This window comes from Ralstonia sp. ASV6, from assembly GCF_016429285.1.
GTDB lineage: Bacteria > Pseudomonadota > Gammaproteobacteria > Burkholderiales > Burkholderiaceae > Ralstonia > Ralstonia flaminis.
The window spans coordinates 1-14196 of the sequence record NZ_JAELUI010000141.1 but is presented as its reverse complement, the minus strand read 5'-3'; the positions used below and the strand labels follow the sequence as shown (position 1 = coordinate 14196).

Annotated in this window: 13 protein-coding genes, 1 tRNA gene and 1 pseudogene; 8 read left to right on the top strand and 7 right to left on the bottom strand. The window is 63.1% G+C overall.

Annotated elements, in window-relative coordinates; all coding sequences use genetic code 11:
* Both JHD73_RS22345 and JHD73_RS22340 read left to right on the top strand, forming a co-directional pair.
* A pseudogene (locus tag JHD73_RS22345) lies at positions 1 to 283 on the top strand (MFS transporter); the annotation flags it as partial.
* Between the two features lie 44 nt (positions 284 to 327).
* Positions 328 to 1314: a M14 family metallopeptidase gene (locus JHD73_RS22340; RefSeq protein WP_199032381.1), complete on the top strand. Its 987-nt coding sequence runs from the start codon at positions 328 to 330 to the stop codon at positions 1312 to 1314.
* A 6-nt stretch (positions 1315 to 1320) separates the two neighbouring features.
* On the opposite strand, the gene JHD73_RS22335 is transcribed toward JHD73_RS22340, so the two are convergent.
* Complete coding sequence (locus JHD73_RS22335) at positions 1321 to 2544, bottom strand: MFS transporter (protein WP_199032380.1); 1224 nt, start codon at positions 2542 to 2544, stop codon at positions 1321 to 1323.
* A gap of 77 nt (positions 2545 to 2621) precedes the next feature.
* Between JHD73_RS22335 and JHD73_RS22330 the strand changes: the two genes are divergently transcribed.
* Positions 2622 to 2990, top strand: a complete 369-nt coding sequence (locus tag JHD73_RS22330) for a helix-turn-helix transcriptional regulator (RefSeq protein ID WP_199032379.1) — start codon at positions 2622 to 2624, stop codon at positions 2988 to 2990.
* A 38-nt stretch (positions 2991 to 3028) separates the two neighbouring features.
* On the opposite strand, the gene JHD73_RS22325 is transcribed toward JHD73_RS22330, so the two are convergent.
* Complete coding sequence (locus JHD73_RS22325; protein ID WP_199032378.1) at positions 3029 to 3676, bottom strand: TetR/AcrR family transcriptional regulator; 648 nt, start codon at positions 3674 to 3676, stop codon at positions 3029 to 3031.
* 96 nt (positions 3677 to 3772) lie between these two features.
* Between JHD73_RS22325 and JHD73_RS22320 the strand changes: the two genes are divergently transcribed.
* The 4 genes from JHD73_RS22320 (at position 3773) to JHD73_RS22305 (ending at position 8130) form a co-directional block, all read left to right on the top strand.
* Positions 3773 to 5323: an NAD(P)/FAD-dependent oxidoreductase gene (locus JHD73_RS22320; RefSeq protein WP_199032377.1), complete on the top strand. Its 1551-nt coding sequence runs from the start codon at positions 3773 to 3775 to the stop codon at positions 5321 to 5323.
* A gap of 17 nt (positions 5324 to 5340) precedes the next feature.
* Positions 5341 to 6315: an alpha/beta fold hydrolase gene (locus tag JHD73_RS22315; RefSeq protein ID WP_199032376.1), complete on the top strand. Its 975-nt coding sequence runs from the start codon at positions 5341 to 5343 to the stop codon at positions 6313 to 6315.
* A gap of 215 nt (positions 6316 to 6530) precedes the next feature.
* A complete protein-coding gene (locus JHD73_RS22310) occupies positions 6531 to 7448 on the top strand; it encodes a PilZ domain-containing protein (RefSeq protein ID WP_199032375.1) in 918 nt (305 codons plus the stop codon).
* 301 nt (positions 7449 to 7749) lie between these two features.
* Positions 7750 to 8130, top strand: coding sequence for a cytochrome c (locus JHD73_RS22305; protein ID WP_199032374.1), 381 nt, complete (start codon positions 7750 to 7752; stop codon positions 8128 to 8130).
* 256 nt (positions 8131 to 8386) lie between these two features.
* Here the strand turns inward: JHD73_RS22305 and JHD73_RS22300 are convergent.
* The 5 genes from JHD73_RS22300 to JHD73_RS22280 form a co-directional block, all read right to left on the bottom strand.
* Positions 8387 to 8463: transfer RNA gene (locus JHD73_RS22300), tRNA-Met, on the bottom strand.
* A gap of 61 nt (positions 8464 to 8524) precedes the next feature.
* A complete protein-coding gene (locus JHD73_RS22295) occupies positions 8525 to 10228 on the bottom strand; it encodes an MFS transporter (RefSeq protein WP_199032373.1) in 1704 nt (567 codons plus the stop codon).
* A gap of 199 nt (positions 10229 to 10427) precedes the next feature.
* Positions 10428 to 10733, bottom strand: a complete 306-nt coding sequence (locus JHD73_RS22290; protein ID WP_199032372.1) for a DUF4212 domain-containing protein — start codon at positions 10731 to 10733, stop codon at positions 10428 to 10430.
* Positions 10730 to 12289 (bottom strand): sensor histidine kinase, encoded by a 1560-nt coding sequence (locus tag JHD73_RS22285; RefSeq protein WP_199032371.1) that lies wholly within the window; start codon positions 12287 to 12289, stop codon positions 10730 to 10732. Before JHD73_RS22285 ends, JHD73_RS22290 begins: the two co-directional genes overlap by 4 nt.
* On the bottom strand, positions 12282 to 12989 hold the full coding sequence (locus tag JHD73_RS22280; protein ID WP_199032370.1) for a response regulator transcription factor: 708 nt from the start codon (positions 12987 to 12989) through the stop codon (positions 12282 to 12284). Before JHD73_RS22280 ends, JHD73_RS22285 begins: the two co-directional genes overlap by 8 nt.
* 279 nt (positions 12990 to 13268) lie before the next feature.
* Here JHD73_RS22280 and recA point away from each other — a divergent pair.
* Positions 13269 to 14196, top strand: a 928-nt coding sequence (recA, locus tag JHD73_RS22275) for a recombinase RecA (protein ID WP_199032369.1), incomplete at its 3' end; no start/stop codon positions are given.

The window sequence follows — 14196 nt, the reverse complement described above, 5'->3', positions numbered from 1 at the left end:
GCTGCTGGTCATGCAGGCGATCGTGGGTGTGCTGCTGGCGGCCATCCTGGCGCCACTGCCGGCATTGCTGGCCGACATCTTCCCGACGCGCACACGCGGCACGGGTCTGGCGTTGAGCTATAACTTGTCGGTGACGATCTTCGGCGGGTTCTCGCCGCTCATCGTCACGTGGCTGATTGGTGTCACGCACATCAAGACATCGCCGAGCTTCTACGTGTTTGCGACCACGCTTATCAGTCTGGCCTCGCTGTGGATGCTGCGCGGCCGTGCGCGGGCACGCTGAACCTGAACTGATTTTTCGTTCCCGTCTCTACCCAAGGATTTCGCATGATGACCCTGGAGGCGCTGCGCGCCACGCTGCCTGTGTACCCGATCGAGCTGCAGAAGCCCGACATTCGCCGCTGGAAGACCGGCACGCATGGCGTGGACTACGTACACACGTTCGACAGCGGTGTGCCTGGTCCGCACGTCATGATCAACGCGCTCACGCACGGCAACGAACTGTGCGGTGCGATTGCGGTGGATGCGCTGCTGGCCGCCGGTGTGCGTCCGGCGCGTGGCCAGCTCACGCTGTCGTTTGCCAATGTCGAGGCGTATGAGCGCTTCGATATCAACGACCCTGACGCCACACGCTTCATCGACGAAGACCTGAACCGCGTGTGGTCCGCCGACAAGCTCGACGGCCCCGGTAACACGCTGGAACTGCGCCGCGCACGCGAGTTGCGTCCCGTAATCGACACGGTCGATTACCTGCTCGACATCCACTCGATGCACGAGAAAGCCGAGCCGCTGATGCTGACCGGCCCGCTGGAGAAGGGTGTCGCATTCGGCCGCCAGGTTGGCGCGCCTTCACACCTGATGATCGACGCAGGCCACGCCGCTGGCCGACGCCTGCGCGACTACGCCGGTTTTGGCGATGCAGGCAGTGCGAAGAACGCGCTGCTCATCGAATGCGGCCAGCACTTCGAGCGCGTGAGCCGCGATGTGGCGCTGGATGCGTGCGCGCGCTTCCTGGTGGCGCTGGGCACGGTCGACGCATCGGTCGTGTCGGCGTGGTTGGGGATTGCACCCGCGCTGCAGGTGCGATGCATTCGCGTGACGGACCCAGTGGTCGCCAAGTCCACGGCCTTTCGGTTTGCGCACGACTATCGCGGTATGGAGACTATCGCCCGCGCCGGCACCGTCATCGCCACCGATGGTGATGCGCAGATCGTCACGCCGTACGACAACTGCGTGCTGCTGCAGCCATCGTTGCGGCACCTGGCACCTGGCGTGACCGTGGTTCGGCTAGGGCGCCCGGAAGGCGCCGTCTGAATCGACTCAGTTGCCACTGCGTGCCAGCGATCGGAAGACCAGGCTGCCTGAGCCGAGCGCGATGAGCGCCAGCGTCACGGCAAAGGCAGTGGCACCGGTTGCCAGACCAAACGCATCGATTGCATAGCCGGTCATCACGGGCAACAACCCCGCAGGCAGATAGCCACCGAGGTTCATGACAGCATTGGCTTCGGCCCGGCGCGTGTCCGGCACGTGCAGGCTGATGAGCGTCAATCCGCCGAGCTGGCCGAGTCCTTGTCCCGCTCCCGCCAACAGCGCAGCGATGACCAGAAGGGGCGCCGATGATGCATGCACCGCCGCGCACAGCGCGCCCATCGACAGCGTGGTCGCGGCCGTGCCTGCCAGGAACAATGTCCGCACCGAATGACGCCGCGCGGCAAACTGGACGCCGGTTGCGGTCAGGAACATCGCGCATGCCATGCCGCCGGCCACCAGCGGGCTGCGCACGTCAAGCAGGCGCGCCAGCAGGGATGGCCCCAGTGCGAGCACGAACGACGTCGCCGTAATGCCGGGGCCAAAGACACCGATGCCGCTGGCGACATGGCGGCGGTTCTGCGCGGGAACCGACGGCAGATGCAGCGGGGCAGTCTCACTGTCATGCGGCTTGGCTGGCCGGGCCAGCGGCAACCGCCATGCAATCACGAAGACGCTGAGCAGTACCACGGCCTCGAAGCCGAACACGGTCATGACCGGATGCGCGAGCACTTGTCCGGCGCCGCCGGCCAGCAGCGGCCCGAGGCCAGCGCCGAGCACCATTGCCACCGAAGCCAGTAGCGCGGCATCACGCTTGCGTGCGCTGCCGCCCAGGTCTGCCACCGACGCCATCCCCGCCGACACGATGACACCCACTGCAATGCCGGTTAGCAACCGGGCCACGGCAAGCATGGCGGTGGACGATGCGCAGGCAAACAACCCGCACGCGACCAACGCGGCTGCAATGCCCGGTAGCAGCACTGGCTTGCGCCCGTAGCGGTCGGACAACTGACCGGCCACCAGCAGCGTGCCCAGCAGCCCGGCGATATACAACGCAAAGATGACGGTCAGGGTGCCGGACGAAAAGCCCAGCGTGCGCTGCCAGACCACATAGAGCGGCGTTGGCGAGTTGGACAGCATGAATACAGCGGTGACCATCCCGGCGGCACGCCACATGTCGGTGGTAATGCGAGCGGGTGTGCCGCAGGAGGGAATTGCAATGGAGGAAGACGGCACGATGCGGGTCCTTGTACGAATTTTCTCGAACTATATATTGGTTCGAGAAAATTCGTACAAGTGATACAGTGACGCGGATGAAACGCACCTCATTGCCCAAGGCAGCCGCTGAGTTGGCTGACCTTCCTGAACCGTTGCCGGAACCGGCCGTGGAAGATCTGCAGTTGGACGCCATCTTTGGCGCGCTGGCGGACCCATTGCGCCTGACCATCGTGCGCAAGCTGATGCTGGAATCCGAGGCGTACGACCACCCGTGCGGCTGGTTCGGCTTCGATCGGCCGAAATCGTCGCTGACCCACCATTTCAAGGCGTTGCGAGAGGCCGGCGTGCTGCGCCAGCGGCAATACGGGCTGGAGCGACGCAGCCGCGTGCGCACCGAGGATCTTGACGTCAGGTTTCCCGGCCTGCTGCAACTGGTACTTGCGTGGGAGCCGTCCGACGCATAGAGGTGGACAGCCCCGGTGGGGTGCTTGAGGCGGGGCTGCTAGCGTGCCGCCATGGCCTGCAACGTGCCGAGCAGCACCTGCCGGCAGTTGCGCACCATCTTCTCTTCCGGATCTCGGTACCCGGTCAGCAGCCAGGCTGCGCCCACATTGGTCATGGCGCCCACGAGCGCGAGGCCGAGGATCCGGTGGTCCGCGCGCAGGTCGGCGTTGTCGGTGCCGAGCGGCTGCACATTCGCCATGATCTGTTTGCCGAACTCCATCAGGTTGCGCTGGTAGGTCGCGTCGGTCTCCGGGCTCACACCCATCACCTCGAGCAGAAGCACGCGCGCCGCGCACGGGTCACGCAAGAAGGTGAAGAACGCGTGCAGGCCGGCGTCGACGCGCGCTTCCAGCGTGCCGTCCACGGCAGCCGTGGCTTGTGACACCTGCGCGCGCAGGTCTTCGGCATGTTGCTGATAGGTTGCGCGCAGCAGCGCTTCCGTGCTGTCGAACGCTGCATAGAAGTAACGATCGTTCAGCTTCGCCTCCTGGCAGATCGCCCGGACCGTCGCTTTGCGGAAGCCCACCGTGCCGAAGACGCACGTGCCGGCGCGGATCAGCGCTTCGCGGCGCTCTGCTGCGCGTGCTTCTGGCGCCACCCCGCCATACGGGCGGCCCTTCTTGGCCGTTTCAAATGTTTTCTCCATTTCGCTATTTGACGTCAGGAAGCGGAAAAATTAAAGTGGTGACAACGTACACCACATTTAAGGCGAAAATCGCCAAGCCGCCAACCAGGAGGGCGCATGGAGACGACGATCGAAAGGGCAGCCGCAGCGCAACCGCCCCGAAGCCGTGCCACGGCATCGGATACGGAGTTCGATGTGCTGATCGTCGGTGCCGGCCTGTCCGGCGTGGGTGCGGCTTACCACCTGCGCGAGCGATGCCCGTCGGCCCGGTTCGCCATTCTGGAGAGCCGCGCGACCATGGGCGGTACGTGGGATCTGTTCCGCTACCCCGGCATCCGCTCCGACTCCGACATGTTCACGCTCGGCTACAGCTTCCGCCCGTGGCATAGCGACAAGGCCATCTCCGACGGCCAGACCATTCTCGATTACATCCAGGACACGGCGCGCGTGTTCGGCATCGACAAGACGATCCGGTACCAGCACAAGGTCACGGGTGCCAGTTGGGATTCGGCTACTGCGCGTTGGACCGTGCGCGTGCTGCGCACCGAGGGTGATCGACAGGAAACGCTGCACTACACATGCAAGTTCCTCTATATGTGCAGCGGCTACTACGACTACGAAGAGGGCCACGCACCCGCCTGGGCGCAGATGGAGCAGTTCCAGGGCCGCATCGTCCATCCGCAGCATTGGCCACAGGACCTGGATTACGCCGGCAAGCGCGTCGTTGTGATCGGCAGCGGCGCAACTGCGGTCACGCTGGTGCCTGCAATGGCCGATACCGCACAGCACGTGACGATGCTGCAACGCTCACCTACGTACATCGTGTCGCGTCCGGAGCAGGACGCCGTGGCCAACACGCTGCGCCGCTGGTTGCCAGCGGGGCTTGCGCACCGGCTCGTGCGTACCAAGAACGTGCTGCTGACGATGTACTTCTACGGCCTTGCGCGCCGCAAGCCCCGTGCGTTCAAGGATTTCATCATCCGCATGGCCGGCAAGCAGATCGGGCCCGATTTCGATGTGCGCAAGCACCTCACGCCGCGCTACAACCCGTGGGACCAGCGCCTGTGCCTGGTGCCCGATGGCGATTTGTTCAAGACGATCCGCTCGGGCCGCGCCTCGATTGCAACAGACGAGATCGAATGCTTCACGCCCACCGGCCTGCAGCTCAAGGGCGGTGAGCATCTCGATGCCGATGTGGTCGTCACCGCCACTGGGCTCAAGCTCAAGGTGCTGGGCGGCGCGGCCGTGACCGTCGACGGGCAGCCCGTCGACCTGTCGCAGACGGTGTCGTACAAGGGCATGATGTACAGCGGCATTCCGAACCTTGCCTCGTCGTTCGGCTATACGAATGCCTCGTGGACGCTCAAGGCCGAACTGATTGCGCAGTACGTGTGCCGGCTGCTCAACCACATGCAGGCCAACGGCTATGACGTTTGTGTGCCCCGGCTCGACGATGACGCGATGGGCCTTGAACCCGCTGTCGACCTGACTTCGGGCTATATCCAGCGTGCGGCGGGCATTCTGCCCAAGCAGGGCACCAAGCAGCCGTGGAAGTCGTATCAGAACTACGCACGCGATCTGATGATGCTCAAGTTCGGGTCGCTTGCCGATGATGCGATGCAGTTCGAGCGCCGCGGGCAACCGGTCGGCGCCCGGCAAACCGCCTAAACCACTTTGGGGGCACTGTGACCAGCACCATCCTGACTGTCGTCGCTATCCTGATTGCGGTGATCGCCGTACTGGTGGCGTTCACGTTTTTCACTGCGCGCCGCGTGACCAAGGGGTTTCCGCCGGAAGGCAAGTTCATCGATGTCGATGGTGACCGCGTGCACTACACCGATCAGGGCAGCGGTCCGGCCATCGTGTTCGTGCACGGCCTGTGTGGAAACCTGCGCAACTTCGCCTATCTGGAGCTGGAGCGGCTGATGCAATCGCACCGCGTGATCCTGATCGACCGGCCGGGGGCGGGGCGCTCGCTGCGCGGGGATGCAACACCGGCCAACATCTATGCACAGGCACGCACGATCGCGCGGTGCATTGAAAAGCTTGGGCTCGACAAGCCCGTGCTGGTGGGGCATTCGCTGGGTGGCGCGATTGCGCTGGCGGTTGGGCTCAATCACCCCCAGGTGATCCGCAGGCTTGCGTTGATCGCCCCGCTCACGCATGCAGAGAGTACGCCGCCGGGCGCATTCAACGGCCTGGTGCTGCCTTCGCCGCTGGTGCGCCGGCTGGTCTCGTGGACGCTGGCGATTCCCCTGTCGATCATCGGTTCGCGCAAGGCGGTCGAGGCTGTGTTTGCGCCCGAAGCCATGCCACAGAGTTTTCCCTTCAAAGGCGGAGGCCTGCTGGGGTTGCGTCCGCACGTGTTCTATGCGGCGTCGTCTGACTTGGTCTGCGCGCCGCAGGATCTGCCGGACATGGAGCGTCGCTACGCGTCGATGACGGTGCCGGTGGATGTGCTTTACGGCAAGGGGGATCGCATCCTCAATTACAAACGCCAGGGCGAAGCACTCAAGCAGAAGCTCGACCGCGTGAACCTGCGCATCGTGGCAGGTGGCCACATGCTGCCTGTCACGCAGCCGGCGTTGACGACGGATTGGGTGTTGGGGATCGCGGCATCGGAACTGGCACCCACACAAGCCACTGCGCTGGCGGGGTAGGCAGGTCGTCGACATGGCAACAAGCCCCGTTTGATGCGGGGCTTTGCTGTTTCTGCCGTCCATGCGAGGGTGTGCTTCTGGGCTCACGTGTTACTGCCTGGTGCATATGCGATGTGTAGCCGCGTCCCCCGCGCAAGGGGTATCGCACCCGGACGAGGTGCGCGGCACACTCCTCGCGGCCACGCGGCCGCGCGCAACCCTCGTCAAGAACAACCATGCTCATCAAGCTCGCTTCCGGCGATCTCCGGCTTGACAGGCCTATCGACTTCGCCATCTACAACGCTGACGGTGCCCTGCTTCTCCAGAAGGGGCAGGTGGTCACGTCCGACATTCTGCTGCAGCGGCTGTACCGTCTCGGCTATCGGCGCAACACAGTGCATGCCGGCAGGTTTGGGTTGAAGCCTGTCCACGCATCGACCGCGGAGAACCATCCGTCGCAAGCCTCGAGCGGGCAGGAAGCCGAGGGTGTTGCGCCAGGCAGCGATGCCGAACCGTTGCTTACCAAGCCGTCGTCGTTGCCGAATCTCACGCAGAAGGTGGAGTTCTTCCACCTGACGGCCGGCGATGCCAAGGATGTGCTGCGCGTGGATCTAGTGGGCGTGATTCCTGGGCAAGCGTTGATCGTGCAATGCGTGGCGGACGAGAACGCCCTCGCATTGACGGAAGGCGTGCAGTACGACGCCCGGCTCTTCACCGGCTCGCGGCTGTTCAAGTTTTCGACGGCGTTGCTGCCGGAAGCGGCGGGGCCTTTCGGCTGCTACTTCCTGCGCTATCCGGAGGCCGTCGCGCAGGCGCTCGTGCGCAAGCATCAACGCGTGATCACGGCGTTTCCGGGTGAGTTGTCCTCAGGCGAGTATCAACGTGCCGCTGTTGATGTGGTGGTCGAGAACGTCAGTACCACGGGCGCAGGTGTGTCGGCCAAGGAGGATTTTCTGATCGTGGGGCGCACCGCGCGGCTCAGGGTGGATCTGGCCATCGAGCATCGCACGCGGCCCATCACGGTATTCGTCGAGGTTCGCAACCGCCGGCAGGACGGCGAGCGCTTCGTCTACGGCCTGGAGTTCTCTCGGATGCCCGAAGAGACGCGGCGCGATATCAAGGACTTCGTGTTGGAAAGCCTTGCGCTGCAGTAGGGGGCGCTGCGCGGGTGCGCAGACAAACAAAAGCCGCTCTTACGCAAGCAATGGTGACCTTTCTGACATTCGGTGGTGAATCCGGGATGTTCAACGGTTTGACAAAACCCCTTTTCCCATCAACAATTCGCTCCGAAAAATGTGAGTTGATTTATAAAGTGGGGCGAAAAAATCGCCTCACATTCGCCCAAAAGGGTAGCCTAACTGCAGAAGGTGAAAGTTGAAGGCAGTGGGCCCATCACAGTAATTCCACAACGCAAAAATGCGGATCTGAGCTGATCCCGATGAAAGCACGGAATGTATGAGAGCTAAAGGAAATTTCATCGCAGCGTTGATGCTGCTGCTTCTAACGCCATCGATATCCTTTGCGGACAGTATCAATGGAGAGCGGATTTTCGTGAAGAGATGCGCCATGTGCCATGGTGTGGATATTAAGGGCACAGGGCCGTTGGCTAACAAGAGCAGCCCTCCAACACCGGATCTCACAACGCGAGCGTTCAAAAAACGCCTAGCCGATTATCCGGGGGTCATTGTGTCATCTGTCATACTTCGCCCAAACGGGGATTTGATTCCGAAAACTCTGCGAGAGAATGGCGTAAAGCTGGCCCCATTCACGTGGACGGTTAAAGATTTTCGCGACCTGAATGAGTATATGACGGGCGTAATCTCAAAAACGAATTGACGGCGTTGCCGCGCAATGTTTCGAGATCATCCAAAAAATTTAGAGTGAAAGTCAGAAGTCAGCGCCAACAAAAAAGCACCCCAAAGGGTGCTTTTTTTATGCCATCAAACTTGTTGCGCATGACGATCAAGTCGTACCCGCAGTGGTGTGACCATTGGCGCAGTTGGGGCAACTTGCGGGTGGGGATGCCCACCAAGTGACCCACCGAACGAGAAAAAGGCTCTGCAACCTGTTGATTGCAGAGCCTTTCTGAAGATGGTGGCGAATCAGGGACTCGAACCCCGGACCTGCGGATTATGATTCCGTCGCTCTAACCGACTGAGCTAATTCGCCGAAGAAACGAAATTCTACAGCCTTCGGCGAATCTGTCAAGCCCCTTGATTCGTCATGTTGCTCAGTCGTTCTTGTAGATGTCCACGTCCTTGGTCTCCCGTACGAACAGCACGCCAATCACGAAGGTGATGGCTGCGATCCAGATCGGGTACCACAGCCCGTGATAGATGTTGCCGTTCTGGGCCACCAGGGCGAACGAGATGGTCGGCAGCAGCCCCCCGAACCAGCCGTTGCCGATGTGATACGGCAACGACATCGACGAGTAGCGGATGCGTGTGGGGAACATTTCCACCAGCATCGCCGCGATCGGGCCATAGACCATGGTCACGTAGATCACCAGGATCACCAGGATCACCAGCACCATGACCGTGTTCATCTGTGCCGGATCGGCCTTGGTCGGGTAGTTGGCGGCCTTGAGCGACTCGCTCACCTGCTTCTTGAAGTCGGCAATCTTCGCCTTGCTCTCCGCGTCGAAGCTCTGGCCGTCCGCCGTGCGGGTGGCGTTGAGCGAGGCGATCTGCTTGCCTGCGATCGAGACCGAGGCAACCGTACCGGCCGGGCCTTCCACCGTTTCGTAGCTGGCCGACGATTGCGCCAGCGTGCGCTTGGCGATATCGCATGACGAGCGGAAGTCCACCTCACGGGCAATCGGGCTGCCCTGGAACGAGCACTCCTTGGGGTCGACCGTGATGGTGATCTGCGCGGTTTGCTGGGCACGCTCCAGCGCCGGGTTGGCGTAGTGCGTGAGCGCCTTGAACAGCGGGAAGTAGGTCAGCACCGCCAGCAGGCAGCCGGCCATGATGATCTTCTTGCGGCCGATGCGGTCCGACAGCGAGCCGAAGAACACGAAGAACGGCGTGCCGATGGCCAGCGCCACGGCAATCAGCACGTTGGCCGTGAACGCGTCCACCTTCAGCACCTGGGTGAGGAAGAACAGCGCGTAGAACTGGCCCGTGTACCACACCACGGCCTGGCCCGCGGTCAGACCGAGCAGCGCCAGGATCACGATCTTCAGGTTACGCCACTGGCCGAAGGCTTCCGTCAGCGGGGCCTTGGAGGTTTTGCCCTCGGCCTTCATCTTCTGGAATGCCGGCGATTCGCTCATCGACAGGCGGATGTACACCGACGTCGCCAGCAGCAGGATCGACACCAGGAACGGGATACGCCAGCCCCAGTCGTCGAACGCCTTGCCGGTCAGTTCGCGCACCACCAGGATGACGACCAGCGACAGGAACAGGCCCAGCGTGGCCGTGGTCTGGATCCACGAGGTGTAGGCGCCGCGACGGCCATGCGGCGCGTGCTCGGCGACATACGTGGCAGCACCGCCGTATTCACCGCCCAGCGCCAGACCTTGCAGCATGCGCAGCGCGATCAGGATGATCGGCGCGGCCACGCCAATCGTGCCGTAAGAGGGCAACAGGCCGACGATAAACGTCGACGTACCCATGATCACGATGGTGACCAGGAACGTGTATTTGCGGCCGATCATGTCGCCCAGCCGGCCGAACACCAGTGCGCCAAACGGGCGCACCAGGAAGCCGGCGGCAAAGGCCAGCAGTGCAAAGATGAAACCCGCCGTTGGATCCAGGCCCGAGAAGAACTGCTTGGCGATGATTGCCGCCAGCGAGCCGTAGAGATAGAAGTCGTACCACTCGAACACCGTCCCGAGCGACGAAGCGAAGATGACTTTCTTCTCCTCCTTCGTCATGGGCGCAGGCTGGACACGCCCGGCGGGCGCGTTCGGTGCACTTTGCACGGTTGCCATGTTGTCTCCTGTTTTCGTAGGTCGTCCCGCTGGGCATGGACATGACAACGCAAAGCAATCGCCCGCGGAATTGGGAACGATTGTGGGAAGCGAAACTTACTGCGTTCTGACACGAACACCCCATCAACGGGGCAATTTCGTCGGGGTATACACGAGGATGTGCGCGTTGCGTTGCAGCGCAATTTGCTGCTTCAGCGCATCAAATGGAAGGCGGTGGAGAGGGCTCGGTGGCTTCGTGATGCGATGCCTCGTCATCCTGCGATGCAGCATCCGCAGCGCGGTTGGTGCGCCACGCATACAGCACGGTGATCAGCACATAGACGATGGGTGCGCCTTGCCCTGCCACCCAGTAAGCGAACGGCCAACCGAAGAAGCGCATCGACAGATCGCGCGCGAAAAACGCCACCACATAGGTGACGACAAACCACACCCCCAACAGCGCGGCGATCCAGCGCATGTTGGCGATCCAGCGTTGGCGTGCGGGCGTTCCGGGCGTGATGCTCATGCGGTGGTTTCCCCATCCGGTGCGCAGCGATGCAGCGTGATGCGAAAGCGCGCGCCCGCCACGCGTGGCGATGTCTGGTGGACGTTGTCGAGCACCTCGATGTCGCCGCCGTGCTGCTGCACGATCTCACGCACGATGGCCAGGCCCAGTCCGCTGCCCTCGGCCTGCGTGCCGAGAATGCGATAGAAGCGCTGCATCACGTGTTCACGTTCTGCCACGGGGATGCCGGGGCCGGTGTCGTCCACGTCGATGAACACGAACGGCTCGAACGGTGCGGTGGTCACGCGCACCGTGACATGACCGCCATCGGGCGTGTAGCGGATGGCGTTGTCGAGCAGGTTGTTGAGCATCTCGGCCAGCATCGTGGCGTTGCCGGACGTCATGACCGGTGGGCCAGGCTCTTCGAAGCCGAGGTCGATCCGCTTGGCCCACGCTTTCTGCAGCCAGTCAGCCACCACCTGCCGCGACAGCGCGCAGATATCGAGCGGCACCATGCCGTCGGTTGCGCCCATGTTCTCCATGCGCGCCAGCGAGAGCAATTGCTTGACAAGGTGCGCCGTCCGGTCCGAGCTGTCGGCGATGTGGGCAAGCGTGCGGCGTAGCTCGTCGGGCGACTGCTCACGCTGCGCGAGTTCTGCCTGCATGCGCAGGCCGGCCAGCGGCGTCTTCATCTGGTGTGCGGCATCGGCAATGAAACGCTTCTGCGTCTGCACCGATTGCTCCAGCCGCCCGAGCAGGTCGTTGAACGATGCCACCAGTGGCGTCAGCTCCTGCGGGGCGGCGCCTTCGTCAATGGGGCTGGTATCCCCCGGGTTGCGTGCGCGGATGCGCTCTTGAATCGCATTGAGCGGTGCCAGCCCGCGTGTGAGCCCGAACCACACCAGAATGACCGCCAGCGGCAAGATCACGAACTGCGGCAGGATCACGCCCTTGATGATTTCGTTGGCCAGTTGCGCACGCTTGTCGAGCGTTTCGGCCACCTGCACCAACGCGGGTTTGCCACCGGTCATGCCGGGGCGCTGCACAAACGTATACGCCACACGGATCTCTGCGCCATGGATGTGGTCGTCGCGCAGCTGCACGAGGCCACCGGCGTTGGCGTCTTCTTCAGGTGGCAGCGGCAGGTCGCGATCGCCAGAGACGAACTCGCCGCTCTCGCCGAGCACCTGGTAATAGATGTTGTCGGTCTCGTCGGCGCGCAGGATCTCGCGCGCGGAGATCGGCAACTGCAGCGTCACGCGTCCGTTCACCTCACGCAACTGCTGGCTGAGCACGATGGCGCTCGATTCCAGCGCGCGGTCGTACGGTGCATTCGCAATCGACTTGGCCACGAGGTACGTCACCGCAATGCTCATCGGCCAGAGCAGCAACAGTGGCGCGAGCATCCAGTCGAGAATCTCGCCAAACAGTGATCGCGCGACGGGCCCGGTGGCGTCGTCTTCGAGATGGGGGAGGGTATCGGCGAGGTCGCGGTCGTCGGCCTGGGGCGCGGCGCCGGGGCGCGGTGCGCGCGGTATCCGGTGGCGACGCCACGGCCAGGCCAGCCGATCAGCCATGGGCGGCGGCAGAGTTGGCGGGGGTAGCGGCGCGCTCCAGGCAATAGCCCAACCCGCGCACGGTGGCAATGCGGATGCCGTCCACCTCGATCTTCTTGCGCAGGCGGTGGACGTACACCTCGATGGCGTTGTTGCTGACCTCTTCGCCCCAGCCGCACAGGTGGTCGACCAACTGCTCCTTCGACACCAGCCGGCCCGCGCGCGCCAGCAGGATTTCCAGCAGCCCGATCTCACGCGCTGACAGGTCGATCATCTGGTCATGGATATAGGCGATGCGGCCAACCTGGTCGAACGCCAGGGGGCCGTGCCGGACGAGCGTGGCGCCGCCGCCGGTGCCGCGTCGTACCAGCGCACGCACGCGTGCCTCCAGCTCGGACAGGGCGAAGGGCTTGGCCATATAGTCGTCTGCGCCCAGGTCCAGGCCCTTGACGCGGTCTTCCACGCTATCTGCGGCGGTTAGGATCAGCACCGGCAGCATGGCCCCGCGCGAGCGCAGGCGTCTGAGCACCTCCAGCCCCGACAGGCGCGGCAGCCCCACGTCGAGGATCAGGAGGTCATAGGTCTGGGCCGTCTGTGTGGCAAGCGCCGCATCGGCGGCGGCCCCGTCTTCTGCCCGGTCGACGGCATAGCCGGCTTGGCGCAACGAACGGGTCAGCCCGTCGGCCAGGGTGGCGTCGTCTTCGGCTATCAGGATGCGCATGCGTGTCTCCCCGCGATGCTGGGCAAGTGTCTGGCTCGCCCATCCCGCCCGCTACATTGTTTACACGCGTGTTGTTGCGCAATCGCTGCGCTGGAGACTTGTCAAAACCACTGGTTTTTTATACAGTACTCCGAATTCGCGGTGCTGTAGTCTTGGCGGCGCTAAAGTATCAAGATTGGTTCCAGCGTCAGGCCGTGCAGCTGATTGCTGTTGCGAACAAACGCAGGAATCATCAGCCCTTGCGGCCCATTTATACACCAAATCGCACGAAGGACGACCATGGAAGACGGCAAGAAGGCAGCCACGATGAGCGCAGAAAAGCAGAAGGCGCTGGCTGCCGCACTCGCGCAGATCGAAAAGCAGTTCGGCAAGGGCTCCATCATGAAGATGGGCGATGCCGAGGTAGAGCCGGTCCAGGTCGTGTCCACGGGCTCGCTGGGGCTGGACGTGGCGCTGGGCGTTGGTGGTCTGCCGCGCGGCCGCGTGATTGAGATCTACGGTCCGGAATCGTCCGGTAAGACCACGCTGACACTGCAGGTGGTTGCCGAGATGCAGAAGCTGGGCGGCACCTGCGCCTTTATCGACGCGGAACATGCGCTTGACGTCACTTACGCTGACAAGATCGGCGTGAGCGTGCCGGACCTGCTGATCTCCCAGCCGGACACGGGTGAACAGGCCCTGGAAATTGCCGACGCGCTGGTGCGTTCGGGCTCGGTCGACCTGATCGTGATCGACTCGGTGGCTGCCCTGGTGCCGAAGGCTGAAATCGAAGGCGAAATGGGCGATGCGCTGCCCGGCCTGCAAGCCCGTCTGATGAGCCAGGCGCTGCGCAAGCTCACCGGCACCATCAAGAAAACCAACTGCATGGTGATCTTCATCAACCAGATCCGCATGAAGATCGGTGTGATGTTCGGTTCGCCTGAAACCACCACGGGCGGTAACGCGCTTAAGTTCTATGCCTCGGTGCGTTTGGATATCCGCCGCATTGGCTCGATCAAGAAGGGCGACGACGTGGTCGGCAACGAAACCAAGGTCAAGGTCGTCAAGAACAAGGTGGCGCCGCCGTTCCGTGAAGCCATCTTCGACATCCTCTACGGCCAGGGCGTGTCGCGCGAGGGCGAAATCATCGACCTGGGCGTTGAGGCCAAGATTGTTGAGAAGTCCGGTGCCTGGTACAGCTACGGCGGCGAGCGCATCGGCCAGGGCC

Excerpts from the sequence above, each read along its gene's own strand:
- JHD73_RS22340 (WP_199032381.1), top strand. The coding sequence starts at position 328 with ATGATGACCCTGGAGGCGCTGCGCGCCACGCTGCCTGTGTACCCGATC.
- JHD73_RS22330 (WP_199032379.1), top strand. The coding sequence starts at position 2,622 with ATGAAACGCACCTCATTGCCCAAGGCAGCCGCTGAGTTGGCTGACCTT.
- JHD73_RS22325 (WP_199032378.1), bottom strand. The coding sequence starts at position 3,676 with ATGGAGAAAACATTTGAAACGGCCAAGAAGGGCCGCCCGTATGGCGGG.
- JHD73_RS22320 (WP_199032377.1), top strand. The coding sequence starts at position 3,773 with ATGGAGACGACGATCGAAAGGGCAGCCGCAGCGCAACCGCCCCGAAGC.
- JHD73_RS22310 (WP_199032375.1), top strand. The coding sequence starts at position 6,531 with ATGCTCATCAAGCTCGCTTCCGGCGATCTCCGGCTTGACAGGCCTATC.
- JHD73_RS22305 (WP_199032374.1), top strand. The coding sequence starts at position 7,750 with ATGAGAGCTAAAGGAAATTTCATCGCAGCGTTGATGCTGCTGCTTCTA.
- JHD73_RS22295 (WP_199032373.1), bottom strand. The coding sequence starts at position 10,228 with ATGGCAACCGTGCAAAGTGCACCGAACGCGCCCGCCGGGCGTGTCCAG.
- JHD73_RS22290 (WP_199032372.1), bottom strand. The coding sequence starts at position 10,733 with ATGAGCATCACGCCCGGAACGCCCGCACGCCAACGCTGGATCGCCAAC.
- JHD73_RS22285 (WP_199032371.1), bottom strand. The coding sequence starts at position 12,289 with ATGGCTGATCGGCTGGCCTGGCCGTGGCGTCGCCACCGGATACCGCGC.
- JHD73_RS22280 (WP_199032370.1), bottom strand. The coding sequence starts at position 12,989 with ATGCGCATCCTGATAGCCGAAGACGACGCCACCCTGGCCGACGGGCTG.